Here is a 14,335-nt window from a genome sequence, read left to right as displayed (position 1 = left end):
TCCGGTCCCCGCACACCACCGGCCCGCCTCCCCTCGGGACGCGGGCCGGTGGCGTGTGGTGGGTGTCAGTCCCCGGCGACGGGGGTGTTGCGCTGGGCCTGCCGGGCGGGTTCGGCCGGCTCGGCGGCCGCGCCGACGGCGCCGAGCCGCAGCTCGACGTCCGTGGTGCCGGCACCGGACAGCTCCACCCGCATGACCGCGGGCAGGTGCACGCTGGTGGTCACGGTGTAGGTGCCCGGCACGACCCGCGGGACCGTGAACCGGCCGTCCGCGCCGCTCGTGGCGGTGCCGACGACCTCGCCCGCCCCGTCGACCACGGTCACGAGCGCGTCGGGCAGGAGGCGCCCGTCCGGCCCGGTGACCGTGCCGCCCAGCCCGCCCCCGGCGTCGAGCACCAGCTCGACGGGGGTGGCGCCCTCGGCGGTCACGTGCACCGTGGTGGCCTTGGGCTCGTGCCCGGCCAGGGTCGCGGTGACGGTGGTGGTGCCGACCGGGATGCCGTCGAGGCGGAAGCGCCCGTCCTCCGCGGTGACGGCGCGGCCGACGAGCCGGCCAGTGCCGTCGAGCGCGAGCACCGAGACCTGCGGCGCCGGCCGGTCGCCCGCGCGGACCAGGCCGTGCACCGCGCCGTCCCCGCTGAGGTCGAAGTCCTGGGCCGCGCCCTTGCCGTTGAGCGCCACGGTGGCGACCTCGGGCCGGAAGCCCGGCGCGGTCGCGACCACCATGTACGTGCCGCTGGGCAGGCCGTGCAGGGCGTAGGTGCCGCCCTGGTCGACCTCGGCGCGGCCGACCTGCCGCCCGTCGGGCGCCGTGACCGTCACGACGCCGCCCGGGATGGCGGTGCCGTGCGGGGTGCGCAGCGAGCCGACGACGGTGCCCGCCTCCGGGACCGCCTCGGCGGCTCCGGCGAAGCCGGCGAGCGCGGCGCTCCCGACGGCCGGACCCACGGTGGGCAGCGGCGAGGTCGCGGTGTCGGTCCGCTCCTCGGTGTCGACCAGCTCGCCGCCCTCGGCCGCCAGCTCCGCGCCGACGGTCTCGGGGACCGGGGACGCCTGCCGGCGCCCGGTGAAGATCGACGCGACCGCGGCGACCACGCAGGCCGCGACGGCGAACCAGAACGCCGCGGTGAGGCCCTCGGAGAAGGGCTGCGAGATCAGGTTCGGGAAGAAGCTGCGCCCGGTGAGGAAGTTCGCCTGGTCGACCGGGATCCGGTCGAGGACGCCGCCGAGCAGCTCCTGGATCGGGTTGTAGCCGAGGAACGCGGCGAACAGCACGCCGACCGGCGGGAGGTCCGCGATGCGCGAGGCGTCCGCCGTCGGCACGCCGTTCTGCACCAGGCCGGTCTCCATGACCGTCGGCAGGTGCGTGGACAGGCCGGCGATCATCAGGCTGAAGAAGAAGCCGATCGACAGCACCATCGCGGCGTTCTGGAAGGTGGCCGTCATGCCCGCGCCGGCACCGCGGGCGTCGGCCGGCAGGCTGTTCATGATCTCGGCCCGGTTCGGCGAGGCGAACAGGCCCATGCCGATGCCGTTGACCAGCAGGATGACCGCGAAGGCCCAGTAGTCGAAATTGACCGGCAGGATCTCCAGCAGGACGAAGCTGACCGCGGTGATCACCATGCCGCCGGTGGTGAACCACTTGGCGCCCCACTTGTCCGACAGGATCCCGGACAGTGGCGCGGAGGCGAGGAAGCCGACGGTCAGCGGCAGCATGTAGATGCCGGCCCACAGCGGCGTCTGCTCGAAGCTGTAGCCGTGCTGCGGCAGCCAGATGCCCTGCAGCCAGATGATCAGCACGAACTGCAGCCCGCCGCGGCCGAGCGAGGCGAGCAGGTTCGCGAGGTTGCCGAGGGTGAAGGCGCGGTTGCGGAACAGCGAGAGCTCGAACAGCGGCGAGGCCACCTTCGTCTCGATGATCCCGAAGATCACCAGCACGACGATCCCGCCGATGATGCAGCTCAGCACCATCGGGCTGCCCCAGCCCATGACGCTGTCGCCGTAGGGCTGGATGCCGTAGGTGATGCCGATCAGCAGCACGATGAGGCCCACCGCGAAGGTGATGTTGCCCCACCAGTCCATCTTCGCCCGCACGCGGCGGCCGTTGTCGTGCAGCTTGTAGTAGGCCCAGAAGGTGCCGAACAGGCCGAAGGGCACCGACACGACGAACACCAGGTGCCAGTTCACCGGGCCCAGCAGGCCGCCGATCACCAGGCCCAGGAAGGAGCCGGCGATCGCGGCGACGCCGTTGATGCCCAGGGCGAGCCCGCGCTGGTTGACCGGGAACGCGTCGGTGAGGATCGCGCTCGAGTTCGCCATGAGGAACGCGCCGCCGATGCCCTGCACGATGCGCCAGGCGATCAGCCAGATCGCGGCGGCGTCGCCCTGCTGCCAGGTGACGGCCAGCAGGATCGACGAGATCGTGAAGACGGCGAAGCCGAGGTTGTACATCCGGACGCGGCCGAACATGTCGCCGAGCCGGCCGAAGCCGACCACGAGCACCGCGGTGACGACCAGGAAGCCCATGATCATCCACAGCAGGTAGCTGGTGTTCGACGACTCCAGCGGGTTGATCCCGATCCCGCGGAAGATGTCGGGCAGCGCGATCAGCACGATCGACGAGTTGATCGTGGCCATGAGCATGCCCAGCGTGGTGTTGGACAGCGCGATCCACTTGTAGCCGGGGCCGGGGTCGCGGACCTCCCCCGGTCGGTCGATGACGGCAGCCTGCTCGGCCGGCACGGTCTCTCCCCACGGACGACGATTAGTTGTCTCAGGCTAACCGTTTCGGCGTGCCACGGTCGAGCGCGAAGTTCCGCGACCGGGGGTGTGATGTCCCACAGTGGAGTCGAGCGACCACACTGCGTGAGACTCAGGCGTTGCCGTAGACCTTCGTCGGGGTGACGAGAACCGCGACGCGGCCTTCCTCGCGCATCACGCGGTCGTAGGTCTCCCAGTCGTCGTGCGTGCCGCCGGCCGCGGTGAACACCGCCCGGAGCAGCAGCCGCAGCTCCTCGGGATCGCTGTTGTCCGGGCCGATCAGCTCGCTCGTGCCGTCGACCGCGGCCCAGCGCCATCCCGCCCGCCACAGCACCGACGTGGCCGGCCGCGCCTGCAGGTTGCGCAGCTTCACGCGTCCGTACGTGACGTATCCGACCACCGGTGCGCCCGTCCGCGGGTGCTCGAGCACCCCGGCGTTGACGAGCGACGAGTGCGGGGTGCCGTCCTCCCGCACCACGCTGACCGACGCGAGCCCGTGCTCCTGCCCGACGATCCGCCGGGCCGCTTCCACATCCACGCTCATGCACCTCAGTGTGGACCCGGTCACCGACGAACCTGTGTCACGCTCGTGGCATGTCCGACCTGCTGTCCACAGCTCCCCGCGCACGGCTGCGCGACCTGCTCTCCGGGCCCGCCCCGCTCGTCGCCCCCGGCGCCTACGACGCCCTCTCCGCCCGGCTCGTCGAGCAGGCGGGCTTCGACGCCGTCTACATGACCGGCTTCGGGACGACGGCGAGCCTGCTCGGACGCCCGGACGTCGGCCTGCTGACCGGCACCGAGATGGCCGACAACGCCCGCCGGATCGTCGCGGCCGTCGACGTGCCGGTGATCGCCGACGGCGACACGGGCTACGGCAACGCGATCAACGTCCTGCGCACGGTGCAGACCTACGAGCAGGCCGGCGTCGCCGCGATCCAGCTCGAGGACCAGGTCACGCCCAAGAAGTGCGGCCACATGAGCGGCAAGGAGATCGTGCCGCTGCCGGAGATGCTCGGGAAGATCCGCGCGGCCACCGAGGCCCGCCGCGACCCGGGGTTCCTGATCATCGCGCGGACGGACGCCGTCGCCGTCGAAGGTGTGGACGCGGCGATCGCGCGGGCGAAGGCCTTCCGCGAGGCCGGAGCGGACCTGCTGTTCGTCGAGGCGCCCACCGCCGAGGCGGACATCGAGCGGATCGCCGGCGAGCTCGCCGGCATCGCCCCCCTCGTCTTCAACTGGGCGGAGGGCGGGAAGACCCCGCCGCTGAGCCTGGAGCGGATGACCGAGCTCGGGTTCCGGCTGGTCATCTACCCGATCGGCACGCTGCTCGCGGCCACCGCCGGCATCCGGTCGCTGCTGGAGACCCTGCGCAAGGACGGGACGCCGCAGGCCGCGCTGCCCGGCCTGCCCGCCTTCGACGAGTTCACCTCCCTCGTCGGCCTGCCCGAGGTGCGGGAGCTGGAGCAGCGTTTCCGCTGAGCCCTGTGCGAGCGAGCGGCGCTCTCGTTCAACAGGTGTGAACGAGAGCGCCGCTCGCCGGTACGGGGCCGGGGGTTCGGCGGGGCATGCGGCGGGCCGGTGGCCCGCCCGCCTACGCTCCCCGGTCATGAGCGTGCCCGCGAGCGAGTCCGCGTCCCGCCTCGACCGGATCCGGGTGGCCGTCGTCTTCGGCGGACGCAGCTCCGAGCACGCGATCTCGTGCGTCTCGGCGGGCAGCGTGCTGACCCATCTCGACCGCGAGCGGTTCGACGTCGTGCCGGTCGGGATCGCGCCCGACGGCGCGTGGGTCCTCGGCACGGACGACCCGGCGGCCCTGCGCATCCGGGACCGTGCGCTCCCGCAGGTCGACGCCACCGCCACGGCGCTCGCGCTGCCCGGCGACCCGACCCGGGGCGGCCTGCTGCGACTCGACCCGGGCCGCGCGGGCGAGGTGCTCGCGGGCGTCGACGTCGTCTTCCCGGTGCTGCACGGCCCGTTCGGTGAGGACGGCACCATCCAGGGCCTGCTCGAGATGGCCGGGCTGCCCTACGTGGGCGCCGGGGTGTTCGCCAGCGCCGCCGGGATGGACAAGGAGTTCACCAAGAAGCTCCTGGCCGCCGAGGGGCTCCCGGCGGGGAACCTCGTGGTGCTCCGGCCGCAGGCGCGGACCTTGTCGCCCGACGAGCGCGAGCGGCTCGGGCTGCCCGTGTTCGTCAAGCCGGCGCGGGCCGGGTCGTCCGTCGGCATCACCAAGGTGAGCGACTGGGCCGACCTCGACGCCGCGATCGCCACCGCCCGGGTGCACGACCCGAAGGTGCTGGTCGAGGCCGCGATCGTGGGGCGCGAGGTGGAGTGCGGGGTGCTGGAGCTGCCCGACGGCACGCTGCGCGCCTCGGTGCCCGCCGAGATCCGGCTCGTCGGCGGGGCCAGCGAGTTCTACGACTTCGAGGCCAAGTACCTCGACGACGTCTGCGAGTTCGACATCCCCGCCAAGCTCGACGACGCCGTCGCCGAGCGGCTTCGGGAGACGGCGATCGGCGCCTTCCGCGCCCTGGACTGCCAAGGCCTGGCCCGCGTGGACTTCTTCGTCGGCGAGGGCGGGGAGCTGACCGTCAACGAGGTCAACACCATGCCCGGCTTCACGCCCATCTCGATGTACCCGCGGATGTGGGCGCACACCGGCGTCGACTACCCCACGCTGCTCGCCACGCTGGTGGACACCGCCCTCGCCCGGGGCACCGGCCTGCGCTGAGCTCCCGACTCGCGGGTCCACATCTCCCGACTCGCGGGGGTTGGTCCGCGAGTCGGGAGTTCCTGCAGCGCGAGTCGGGACCTGCGGTCAGCGGACGGCGATGTCGGTGCGGGGGAGCGTGCGGGCGATCGCGTCGGAGACCGCCTGGACCGGACCGGTGCCGACGGCGGTGGGCGTCGTGAGCGCGACGTAGACCCCGCGGTCGACGGCCACGTACGTGACGAGCGTCGGCTGCGGGGTGCCGTCGGAGAGCGTGAGCCAGCTGACGCCGTTGACGTCCGTGAGACCGGACGTCGGCGTGAGCTCCTGCGGGCGGGGGAGACCGCAGCGCAGCACCACCGGTCGCGGCGCGGCCGCCCACGCGCGCGCCCCGGGCTGCACGGGCTCGGCGAGCGGCCGGGTGGGGAACGCCGGGTCGCCGGGGAGGTCGGCGGGCAGCGCCGCGAGCAGGCTCGTGCAGGCGGGGGAGGACGCGTCGGGGGCGTCGACCGGCGCGAGGGCGAGCGGGCCCGTCTCCGGGGCGGGGTCTGGCGCGTCGAACGCCCCGGCCCGCGCCGCGATCCCGAGCCCGGCCACGACCAGCGCGAGCAGGACCGGGAGCGCGATCGCGAGGACCACCGCCGGTCGTCGCAGGTCGGGGCCGTGCCTCGGACTGGTCGGGGAGGACATGGACGTGCTCGGTTCCGGGCGGTTCCGCTCAGCCCAGCTTGACCACCGGGCAGGTCAGGGTCCGGGTGATCCCCGAGACCCCCTGCACCCGCGCGACGACGAGCTGGCCCAGCTCGTCGACGTCGGCGGCCTCGGCGCGCACGATGACGTCGTAGGGTCCGGTGACGTCCTCGGCGGTGACGACGCCCGAGATGGCGCCGATCTCGGCGGCGACCGCCGCCGCCTTGCCGACCTCGGTCTGGATGAGGATGTAGGCCTGCACCACGGCGTGCCCCTTCCGGTTCTGCTTGGCTTGGAGACCCGCCGGACGGCGTCCGACGGGAAAGTCGGAAGGCAACGTACCTGAGGAGAGCCCGTGTCCCCATCGTCGCGCACCCCGTCGGGGGCCACCGAGGCGAGCGACACACCGAGCGAAGCAGACGAAACGCCCGCACTGGCCACGATCGGGGAGTTCGGGCTCATCGCGCGCGTGACCCGGGACCGGGTCCAGCCGCCCGCGACGCTGCTCGGCCCCGGCGACGACGCCGCGGTCGTGGCCCAGCCGGACGGTCGGGCCGTGGCGTGTGTCGACGTCCTCGTCGAGGGTGTGCACTTCCGGCTCGACTGGTCCGCGCCGGAGGACGTCGGGCGCAAGGCGGTCGCGGCCAACCTGGCCGACGTCGCGGCGATGGGGGCGGTGCCGACCGGCCTGCTCGTCGGGCTCGCCGCGCCGCGCGACACCCCCGTCGAGACGCTCGAGGGGCTGGCGGCCGGGATGTGGGCCGAGGCCGAGGTCGTCGGCGTCGGACTGGTGGGCGGCGACGTCGCCTCCTCGCCCACGCTCGTGGTCTCGGTGACCGCGCTCGGCTCGCTGGAGGGGCGGGCCCCGGTGACTCGTGACGGCGCCCGGCCCGGCGACGTCGTCGCCGTGTGCGGGCGGATCGGCTGGGCTGCCGCCGGGCTCGCCGTGCTGACCCGCGGCTTCCGGTCGCCGGGCGCGGTCGTCGACGCCCACCGCGCCCCCACCCCGCCCTACGGCGCCGGGCCCGCCGCCGCGCTCGCCGGCGCCACCGCGATGATCGACGTGTCCGACGGCCTGCTCGCCGACCTCGGGCACGTCGCCGCGGACTCGGGGGTGCGGATCGGGTTGCGCCGCAGCGCCTTCGAGGTGCCGGGCCGGCTGGCTGAGGTGGCGTCGGCGCTCGGCGTGGACCCGGTCGACTGGATGCTGACCGGTGGGGAGGACCACGCGCTGGCCGCGACCTTCCCGGCCGGCACCACGCTGCCCACGGGCTTCGTCGAGATCGGCGAGGTCCTCGAGGGGGAGGGCGTGGTCGTCGACGGCGAGCCCCACGCCGGTGCGCCCGGGTGGGAGCACTTCACCTGAGGGCGAGACGCGCGGCGGCGCGGTGAGGGGTGACGTCGCTGTGCGAGCCGGGGTCGCGTCGGCGAACGGGATCGGTCGCGCCGTGTGGTGCAGGAGCCGCTGTGGTGCGGCTGCTGCACCGCGGCGCGCTCAGCTCCGGCGGCGGAAGAGCCTCCGCAACAGGGTGTCCGGCTTGCCCGGCACGGAGCGTTGCGGGTTCGCGAACGGGCGGTCCGCGGGGTCGGCGGGCGCGATCGGCAGGGCGGGGATGGTCGCGGGCGCGGGAGGCGAGGAGATCGGCTGCAGCACCTTGGTCGACGGGCCGGAGGAGACAGGGACCGTCCGGAAAGGCCTCGGGCGCGGGGCGGGCGTCGGCCTCGATCCGGTGTCGGCGTCCGTGTGGGCCAGCTCGACGGTCGTTTCCAGGTCCGACGGCTCGTCGGGCCCGGCGGGAGCCGCGACCTGCGCCGCCTCCGGCTGCACTCCCGCCTCGTCAGCCGGCTCCTCGACGTCCGGCTGCTCGTCGCCCTGCGCCGCGGGCTCGATCCGCGACGCTCCCGCCTCCGCATCGGGCTCCGCCGCGCCGGCCGGGTCCGAAGGCTCCGCGACGAGATCTCCGGTCCCCGGCTCGTCGGCCTGCGCCTCGTCTGCCTGCACCTCGGCAGCCTGGTCGTCCGCGACGGCGCGGCCCTCGGTCGGCTCCTCCTCCGCGCCGGCCTTTTCGACCTCCGGCGCCGTCGGCTCCTCGGCGTCGTCCGCGACGGCGGCCGGCACACCCGCCGGCTCCTCGGAGGGCTCGACGGCCGCCGTGGCGGCCTCGCCCGCGTCCACCGGCTGCACCGGAGCCCCCGCCGCGGGCGTGTCGCGCGCGTCCGCGGCGGGGGTGGTGCGGGGGCGCGGGCTGGGACGGACCCGCAGGTAGGTGGTGCGCTCGGCGGGCCGGACCCCGGGCTCGTCCGTGGCGCTCGCCGGCGTGCCCGATGCTGCCGACTCCTCGGCGGTGCTGCGTCCCGACTTGCTCACGGCCCGGCTATCGGGCCCGCGCGCGACCCCGTTACGCGGTGGCGGCACTTCACCCGGCGACCGGTCGACCACGCACGGGCACCGGCCCGGGTTGTGAGTGCCGATAGTCGCCATAGCGACTATCGCCACTCACAGGGGCGGCGGGCGGGCGGGCGGTCGGGTACGCAGGAGCGGTGAACGCACGGTCCGCGTCGCTCGTCCTGGTCGGCCTGCTCGCGCTGTCGCTGAACCTGCGGGCGGCGCTGTCCGCCTACCCGCCGCTGCTGGGCGAGGTGCGCGAGGCCCTCGGGATCGCCGCCGGCACGGCGGGGGCGGCGCAGACCGGCGCGATCCTCGCGATGGCCGTCGGCTCGTTGATCGGTCCGCGGGTCGGGGCCCGGTTCGGGGCCGTGCGGGCGCTCGGCGGGTCGGTCGGGCTGGTCGCACTCGGCAGCCTGGTCCGCGGGGTCCCGGCGCTGGCCGCCCTCTTCGCCGGGACGCTGGTGATCGGCCTGGGGATCGGCGTCGCGGGCGTGCTGCTCACCGCGGTGGTGAAGGAGCGGCTCGCCGCCCGGGCGGGCGCGGTGAGCGGCGCGTACGTCGTCGCGATGATGCTGGGGTCGACGATCGTCAGTGCCCTGGCCGTGCCGGTGGCCGTCGCGCTGGGCGGCTGGTCGTACTCCCTGGCGCTGTGGGCGGTGCCCGCCCTGCTGGCCGTCGCCGTCTGGGCCGCGATCATGCGCGGCGACGCCGGCGCGCGCAACGGATCGGCGACGACCCCGCGCCGGCTGCCCTGGCGCGACCCCTTCGCCCGCCTCACCGCGATGTACCAGTCCGGGGTGTCGCTCACCGTCTACGGCTCGCTGACCTGGGTCGCGCCGGCCTACGTCGACCGCGGCTGGAGCCCCGCCACCGCCGGCCTGCTCATCGCGGTGTGGAGCGTGGCGCAGATGCCGTCGGCGCTGATCGTGCCGACCCTCGCCGACCGGTCCGGGCACTTCCGGCGGTGGGCGCTGCTCATGGCGTCGTGCGTGGTCGTGGCGGTGCTGGGGATGGTGCTGCTGCCCGAGCCGCCGCTGGTGGGCCCGTGGCTGTGGGTCGCGCTGATCGGGATCGGCTGCGGCGCAGGTTTCCCGCTCGGACTGTCGGTGATCGCACACCGGACCCCCGATCCGGCGGCGAGCGCGGCGACGAGCGGGCTCGCCCTCGGCGTCGGGTACACCGTCGCAGGGCTGGGGCCGCTGCTGATGGGCGTGCTCGTCGACCTGACGCACGGTTACGCCGCGGCGCTCCTGGTGCTGCTCGGGGCCGCGCTGCTGCAGATCGTCGCGACGATCGGGATCGGCGACCACCGGCGCGAGGCCGCCCCCAGGAGCCCCTGAGAAATCCGGGCACGACGCACGGACGGCGCCGCTACGCTGCCGCCGTGCCCTTCCTTTGACGCACGTCCCGCCCCCTGCCGCCGGCCGCCCGCGGTCCGGCGCGCCTCGTCGTCGGCTGGGCCCTGCTCGCCGACGCCGTGCCGCTCTACCCCCTCTACGCGCTCTTCTTCGCCGAGCACGGCATGTCCGGGGCGGAGATCTCCGCGCTCTTCGCGGTCTGGTCGGTCACGGGCCTGGTCGCGGAGGTGCCGTCGGGTGCCCTGTCCGACCGGTTCTCCCGGCGGCAGGTGCTCGCCGCGGGCGGGGTCCTGCAGGCCGTGGCCTACGCGCTGTGGCTGCTCGCGCCCGGCTTCCCCGGGTTCGCTGCGGGGTTCGTCGTGTGGGGAGTGGGGACCTCACTGTACAGCGGCACGGTCGAGGCACTGGTCTACGAGGTCCTGAGCGCCGCGGACGCGGCCGACCGGTACGCGGGGGTCCGCGGCCTCGTCACGGCGGCCGGGCACGCCGTACAGGTGCCCTCGGCGGCCGCCGCGACCGTCCTCGTCGCGACCGGCGGGTACGCGCTGGTCGGTTGGGTGAGCGTCGGGACCTGCCTGGCCGCCGCCGTCCTGACCTTCGCGTTCCCCGACCCGCCGCGCGCGGGTCCGCCCGAGGACGACGCGGACGAGGACGAGCCGGACGAGCCCGCCGAGGACCTCACCTACTGGCAGACCCTGCGCGCGGGGCTCGCCGAGGCCGTCGGCAGCCGTGCGGTCCGGGGCGCCCTGCTCGCGGCCGCGCTGGTCGGCGGGGTCGACGCGCTGGAGGAGTACTTCCCGCTGATCGTCGGACAGCAGGAGGCGGTGGCGCTCGTCGCCGTGCCCGGTCTCCTGGTGCTGGTCGCCCTCGCCGGCGCGGCCGGTGCCGCCCTGGGCGGGCGGGCCGGCGTCCTGCGCGGGCGCGGGCTCGCGACGCTGCTGTTCCTGGCCGCCGCCGCGCTGCTGGCGGCCGGGCACGGGGGAGCGGTCGGCCTGGCCGCCCTCGGCGCGTACTACGCCCTGCAGCAGTGCGCCCAGGTCGTCACGGACACCCGGGTGCAGGAGCGGCTCTCGGGCCGGGCCCGCGCCACGTCGACCTCGGTCTCGGCGCTCGGCACCGAGGTCGTCGCGCTCGCGGTGTTCGCGACCTGGGGCCTCGGCGGGACGCCGGCGGTCGCCGTCGGCCTGCTGGCCCTTGCCCCGGCGGTGTGGTGGCTGCTGCGGCGCGCGTGAGCTCAGCCGGCGAAGCCGGGCACCCACCGCTCCACGAGGCCGCGGGCTGCCACGGTGCAGTCGAGCCGGGCCAGGATGTTCATCCACCCCGAGAGCACCCGCATGACCAGCGCGTACTCGGGCGGGAAGGACAGCGCGCGGCCGGTGTCGCGGTAGGCCCGGTTGGTCGGGTTGGCCACCCGGGCGCCCTGCCGCGCGATCCACGCCTCGGTGAAGTGGAACGTCTCGACGCGCAGCGGGTCGGCCAGTGCGCCCACCCAGCGGAGGACGTCGGCCGTCTCGGCCCCGGGAGCGAGGAAGCCCTCGGCGCGCAGGAGCCGGTCGAGCCCGTCGGAGTCCTGCTCCGCGGTGAGCCTGAGGATCCGCACGAGCACCGGCGGGATCCCGTCCGGCAGGGTCGCGGCGGCCCCGAAGTCGATCATGCCGAGCCCGCTGCCGTCGGCCAGCACGAGGAAGTTGCCGGGGTGCGGGTCGGCGTGCAGCAGCCCGACCCGGGCGGGCGAGGCGAACATCGTCTCGACGACGGTGTGCCCGAACCGGTCCCGGTCCGCCTCGGTGCCGCGCCCGCCGAGCAGCTCCCGCAGCGGGAACCCGTCGAGCCATTCGGTGACCAGCACCTTCGGCGCCGACGCCACCACCCGCGGGATGCGCAGGCCCGGCCAGTCGGCGAAGCCTGCCGCGAAGGCGCGCTGGCGGTCCGCCTCGAGCCGGTAGTCGACCTCCTCCATCGTCCGCTCGCGCAGCTCGCGGACCAGGGCGCGGGCGTCGAGCGCAGGGAAGATCGCCCCGAACAGCCGGGAGAACCGCTCCAGGGTGCGCAGGTCGGAGTCGAGGGCGAGGTCGGCGCCCGGGTACTGCACCTTGACGGCGACGTCCCGGGGCCGGCCGTTCGACCCCCGCCAGACGGCCCGGTGCACCTGGCCGATGCTCGCGGCGGCGCGCGGCTCGTCGTCGAACTCCGCGAACCGCTCCCGCCAGCCGCGGCCCAGCTGCTCGGCGAGCATCCGGTGGACGTCCGCGACCGGCATCGGCGGGCTCGACGTCTGGAGCTTGGCCAGGGCCTCCTGGTACGGCCCGGCGATCTCGGCGGGGATCATGGCGTCGTAGACCGACAGCGCCTGCCCGAGCTTCATCGCCCCGCCCTTGAGCGAGCCGAGCACGGCGAAGAGCTGTTCGGCGTTGCGGGCGAGGGTGGTGGCGGTGACCTCGTCCGCGTCGGCCCCGGCGAGGGTGCGACCCCATCCGCTGACGGCCCGGCCGGCGAACGTGAGGGGCAGCGAGGCGAGCCGCGCGGAACGGCCGAACCCGTTGCGGGGGACGCCCCGGTCCGCCCTCTCGTCCGCCATCACACCCCTCCCCGCGACCCACGGTGACCCTACTGTCACGCGGCGGGAGCGCACGGCGGCACCCGGTCCCGTCCGAGCCCGCGTTCCCCGACCGTGGGGCGTCATGCCCGTGGGCGGGTGGCCGGGAGGTGGGTACCGTGCCCCGTTCGTGGTGGTGGACGGCGCCACGGGGCCGCTGGACGGGCGGGTCAGGGCGGCCCTCGCCGCCTCGCACCTGCGCGGGCTGCCTCCCGGACTCACCGGCGAGCTGCTGGCGGGCGCGCGCTGCGTCGGTGTGTCGGCGGGCGACACGATGCACCGCGTCGGCGAGGACGAGCGCCACGTCGAACTGGTCGTGCGGGGTCTGGTGCGGGTGCACGCGAGTGCGCCCGACGGCCGCACGCTCACCGTCAGGTACTGCCCGATGGGTGCGCTGATCGGGACCCTGTCCCTCTACGCCGAGCCGTTCGTCATGCCGGTCACGACCCAGGCGGTGGTCGACTCGGAGCTGCTGGCGATCCGGCCGGGGGTGGTCCGCGGGCTCGCCGACCGGGACGTCCGGGTGGCCCGGGCGCTCCTGCACGAGCTGAGCGAGCGCGCCACGGCCTTCGCCGCGGAGATCAGCGGGTCGGCCTTCTCCACCGTCCGGCAACGCGTCGGCCGGCACCTGCTCGACCTCGCCGCGCAGTGCCAGCGGGGTCCCGACCTCGTCGCCCCGATCAGCCAGCAGGAGCTGGCCGACGCCGTGGGCACCGTCCGGGAGGTGGTGGTCCGCACGCTGCGCGAGCTGCGCCGGGAGGGGGTGCTCGAGACCGGCCGTCACGGCGTCCGGATCCTGGCGCCGGAGCGCCTGTCGGCGGAGGCCCTCCGGCCGCCGGACGGGTGGAACTCAGGTCCCTGACCGGCGACGACCACCCGCCTACGGTCTCGGGATGGATGACTGTGTGGTCATCGGAGCGGGCCCGGCCGGACTCGCGGCCAGCATCGCGCTCGGCCACCGCGGGATCGACCACGTGGTGCTGGAGCGAGGCGTCGCCGGCCGGACCTGGTGCACGCAGCGATGGGACTCGCTGCGGCTCAACAACCCGGGCTGGATGAACCCGATGCTCGGCGCGCAGCCGGCGGGCTCGTACCTGACCGCCGCTCAGGTGTGCCGGCGCTTGGAGCACCTGGCCGCGCGGTGTCCCGTGCGCGAGCAGGTCCCGGTGACCTCCCTGGCGCCGAACGGCGGCGGGTGGCTGCTCCGCACCGGCGACGGGCACGTGCACGCGCGCACCGTCGTCGTGGCCACGGGCGGGGAGAACGTCCCCCGCACACCCCGCGCCGCCGGGCTGCTGCCGTCCGGGATCCTCCAGCTCCACGCGGCGGCCTACCGCCGCCCGGAGCTGCTGCCTCCCGGCGCGGTGCTCGTCGTGGGCAGCGCACAGTCGGGCTACCAGATCGCGGAGGAGCTGCTCGACGCCGGACGGCGGGTCGTCCTCGCGACCTCTCGCGCCGGTCGCGCCCCCGCCCGGCACGCCGGGCGGGAGACCGTCGAGTGGCTCGCCGAGAGCGGGTTCTTCGACCAGCGCCCCGACGACCTGTCCGACCCGTCGGTCCTGCACGCACCGCAGCCGCTGCTCGCCCCCGGCGGTCGCAGCGCCAGCCTGCAGACCCTGGCCAGGCGGGGCGCCGTCCTGACGGGCCGGCTCATCGGCATCGACGGCCGGCGGCTCCGCTTCGACGACAGCACCGCGGCCACCATCGGCGCCGCCGACGCGTTCGCCGCACGGATCAGGACACTGCTCGACGAGCACCTCCGGCGCACCGGTCGCGCCGTGCCCGCCCCGGAGCCCGACCCCGCCGACGAGCCGGTGGCCATCACCCCGCCGA

12 protein-coding genes and 1 pseudogene are annotated in these 14,335 nt (G+C 75.1%); 7 read left to right on the top strand and 6 right to left on the bottom strand.

The features are described from left to right. Positions 1–65: 65 nt before the first annotated feature. Positions 66–2,642 carry an MFS transporter gene (locus tag AB0B41_RS19280; protein ID WP_358205027.1) on the bottom strand — a complete coding sequence of 859 codons (2,577 nt, stop codon included), beginning with the start codon at positions 2,640–2,642 and terminating at the stop codon, positions 66–68. A gap of 229 nt (positions 2,643–2,871) precedes the next feature. Continuing rightward, complete coding sequence (locus tag AB0B41_RS19275) at positions 2,872–3,303, bottom strand: TIGR03618 family F420-dependent PPOX class oxidoreductase (protein WP_358204971.1); 432 nt, start codon at positions 3,301–3,303, stop codon at positions 2,872–2,874. Between the two features lie 50 nt (positions 3,304–3,353). Between AB0B41_RS19275 and AB0B41_RS19270 the strand changes: the two genes are divergently transcribed. Further along, entirely contained in the window at positions 3,354–4,238 is an 885-nt protein-coding gene (locus AB0B41_RS19270; protein WP_358204968.1) for an oxaloacetate decarboxylase, read from the top strand. 127 nt (positions 4,239–4,365) lie between these two features. After that, on the top strand, positions 4,366–5,490 hold the full coding sequence (locus tag AB0B41_RS19265; RefSeq protein ID WP_358204966.1) for a D-alanine--D-alanine ligase family protein: 1,125 nt from the start codon (positions 4,366–4,368) through the stop codon (positions 5,488–5,490). A gap of 87 nt (positions 5,491–5,577) precedes the next feature. On the opposite strand, the gene AB0B41_RS19260 is transcribed toward AB0B41_RS19265, so the two are convergent. Beyond that, a complete protein-coding gene (locus tag AB0B41_RS19260) occupies positions 5,578–6,108 on the bottom strand; it encodes a DUF3515 domain-containing protein (protein WP_358204963.1) in 531 nt (176 codons plus the stop codon). Positions 6,109–6,187: 79 nt separating this feature from the next. Continuing rightward, positions 6,188–6,424 carry an Lrp/AsnC ligand binding domain-containing protein gene (locus tag AB0B41_RS19255; protein WP_358204961.1) on the bottom strand — a complete coding sequence of 79 codons (237 nt, stop codon included), beginning with the start codon at positions 6,422–6,424 and terminating at the stop codon, positions 6,188–6,190. Between the two features lie 90 nt (positions 6,425–6,514). On the opposite strand from AB0B41_RS19255, the gene AB0B41_RS19250 reads away from it, so the two are divergent. Then, positions 6,515–7,525 carry a thiamine-phosphate kinase gene (locus tag AB0B41_RS19250; RefSeq protein ID WP_358204958.1) on the top strand — a complete coding sequence of 337 codons (1,011 nt, stop codon included), beginning with the start codon at positions 6,515–6,517 and terminating at the stop codon, positions 7,523–7,525. 129 nt (positions 7,526–7,654) lie between these two features. Here AB0B41_RS19250 and AB0B41_RS19245 read toward each other — a convergent pair whose 3' ends face one another. Next, on the bottom strand, positions 7,655–8,527 hold the full coding sequence (locus AB0B41_RS19245) for a hypothetical protein (RefSeq protein WP_358204956.1): 873 nt from the start codon (positions 8,525–8,527) through the stop codon (positions 7,655–7,657). Between the two features lie 173 nt (positions 8,528–8,700). On the opposite strand from AB0B41_RS19245, the gene AB0B41_RS19240 reads away from it, so the two are divergent. Then, positions 8,701–9,888 (top strand): MFS transporter, encoded by a 1,188-nt coding sequence (locus tag AB0B41_RS19240; RefSeq protein ID WP_358204954.1) that lies wholly within the window; start codon positions 8,701–8,703, stop codon positions 9,886–9,888. Between the two features lie 137 nt (positions 9,889–10,025). Further along, positions 10,026–11,138 carry an MFS transporter gene (locus AB0B41_RS19235; protein WP_358204952.1) on the top strand — a complete coding sequence of 371 codons (1,113 nt, stop codon included), beginning with the start codon at positions 10,026–10,028 and terminating at the stop codon, positions 11,136–11,138. A 2-nt stretch (positions 11,139–11,140) separates the two neighbouring features. Here the strand turns inward: AB0B41_RS19235 and AB0B41_RS19230 are convergent, their stop codons facing one another. Further along, positions 11,141–12,484 (bottom strand): AarF/ABC1/UbiB kinase family protein, encoded by a 1,344-nt coding sequence (locus AB0B41_RS19230; protein ID WP_358204950.1) that lies wholly within the window; start codon positions 12,482–12,484, stop codon positions 11,141–11,143. Between the two features lie 103 nt (positions 12,485–12,587). Between AB0B41_RS19230 and AB0B41_RS19225 the strand changes: the two genes are divergently transcribed. Continuing rightward, entirely contained in the window at positions 12,588–13,364 is a 777-nt protein-coding gene (locus AB0B41_RS19225; protein WP_358204948.1) for a Crp/Fnr family transcriptional regulator, read from the top strand. A 31-nt stretch (positions 13,365–13,395) separates the two neighbouring features. Next, a pseudogene (locus AB0B41_RS19220) lies at positions 13,396–13,953 on the top strand (NAD(P)-binding domain-containing protein); the annotation flags it as partial. Between the last annotated feature and the right edge of the window lie 382 nt (positions 13,954–14,335).

The sequence above is a fragment of the Pseudonocardia sp. NPDC049154 genome, assembly GCF_040648315.1.
In the GTDB taxonomy this organism is placed as follows: Bacteria; Actinomycetota; Actinomycetes; order Mycobacteriales; family Pseudonocardiaceae; genus Pseudonocardia.
Note: the sequence above shows the minus strand (reverse complement) of the source record. Positions and strands in the feature narration are given on the sequence as shown.

Excerpts from the sequence above, each read along its gene's own strand:
- AB0B41_RS19275 (WP_358204971.1), bottom strand. The coding sequence starts at position 3,303 with ATGAGCGTGGATGTGGAAGCGGCCCGGCGGATCGTCGGGCAGGAGCAC.
- AB0B41_RS19270 (WP_358204968.1), top strand. The coding sequence starts at position 3,354 with ATGTCCGACCTGCTGTCCACAGCTCCCCGCGCACGGCTGCGCGACCTG.
- AB0B41_RS19230 (WP_358204950.1), bottom strand. The coding sequence starts at position 12,484 with ATGGCGGACGAGAGGGCGGACCGGGGCGTCCCCCGCAACGGGTTCGGC.
- AB0B41_RS19265 (WP_358204966.1), top strand. The coding sequence starts at position 4,366 with ATGAGCGTGCCCGCGAGCGAGTCCGCGTCCCGCCTCGACCGGATCCGG.
- AB0B41_RS19280 (WP_358205027.1), bottom strand. The coding sequence starts at position 2,642 with ATGCTCATGGCCACGATCAACTCGTCGATCGTGCTGATCGCGCTGCCC.
- AB0B41_RS19225 (WP_358204948.1), top strand. The coding sequence starts at position 12,588 with ATGCCCGTGGGCGGGTGGCCGGGAGGTGGGTACCGTGCCCCGTTCGTG.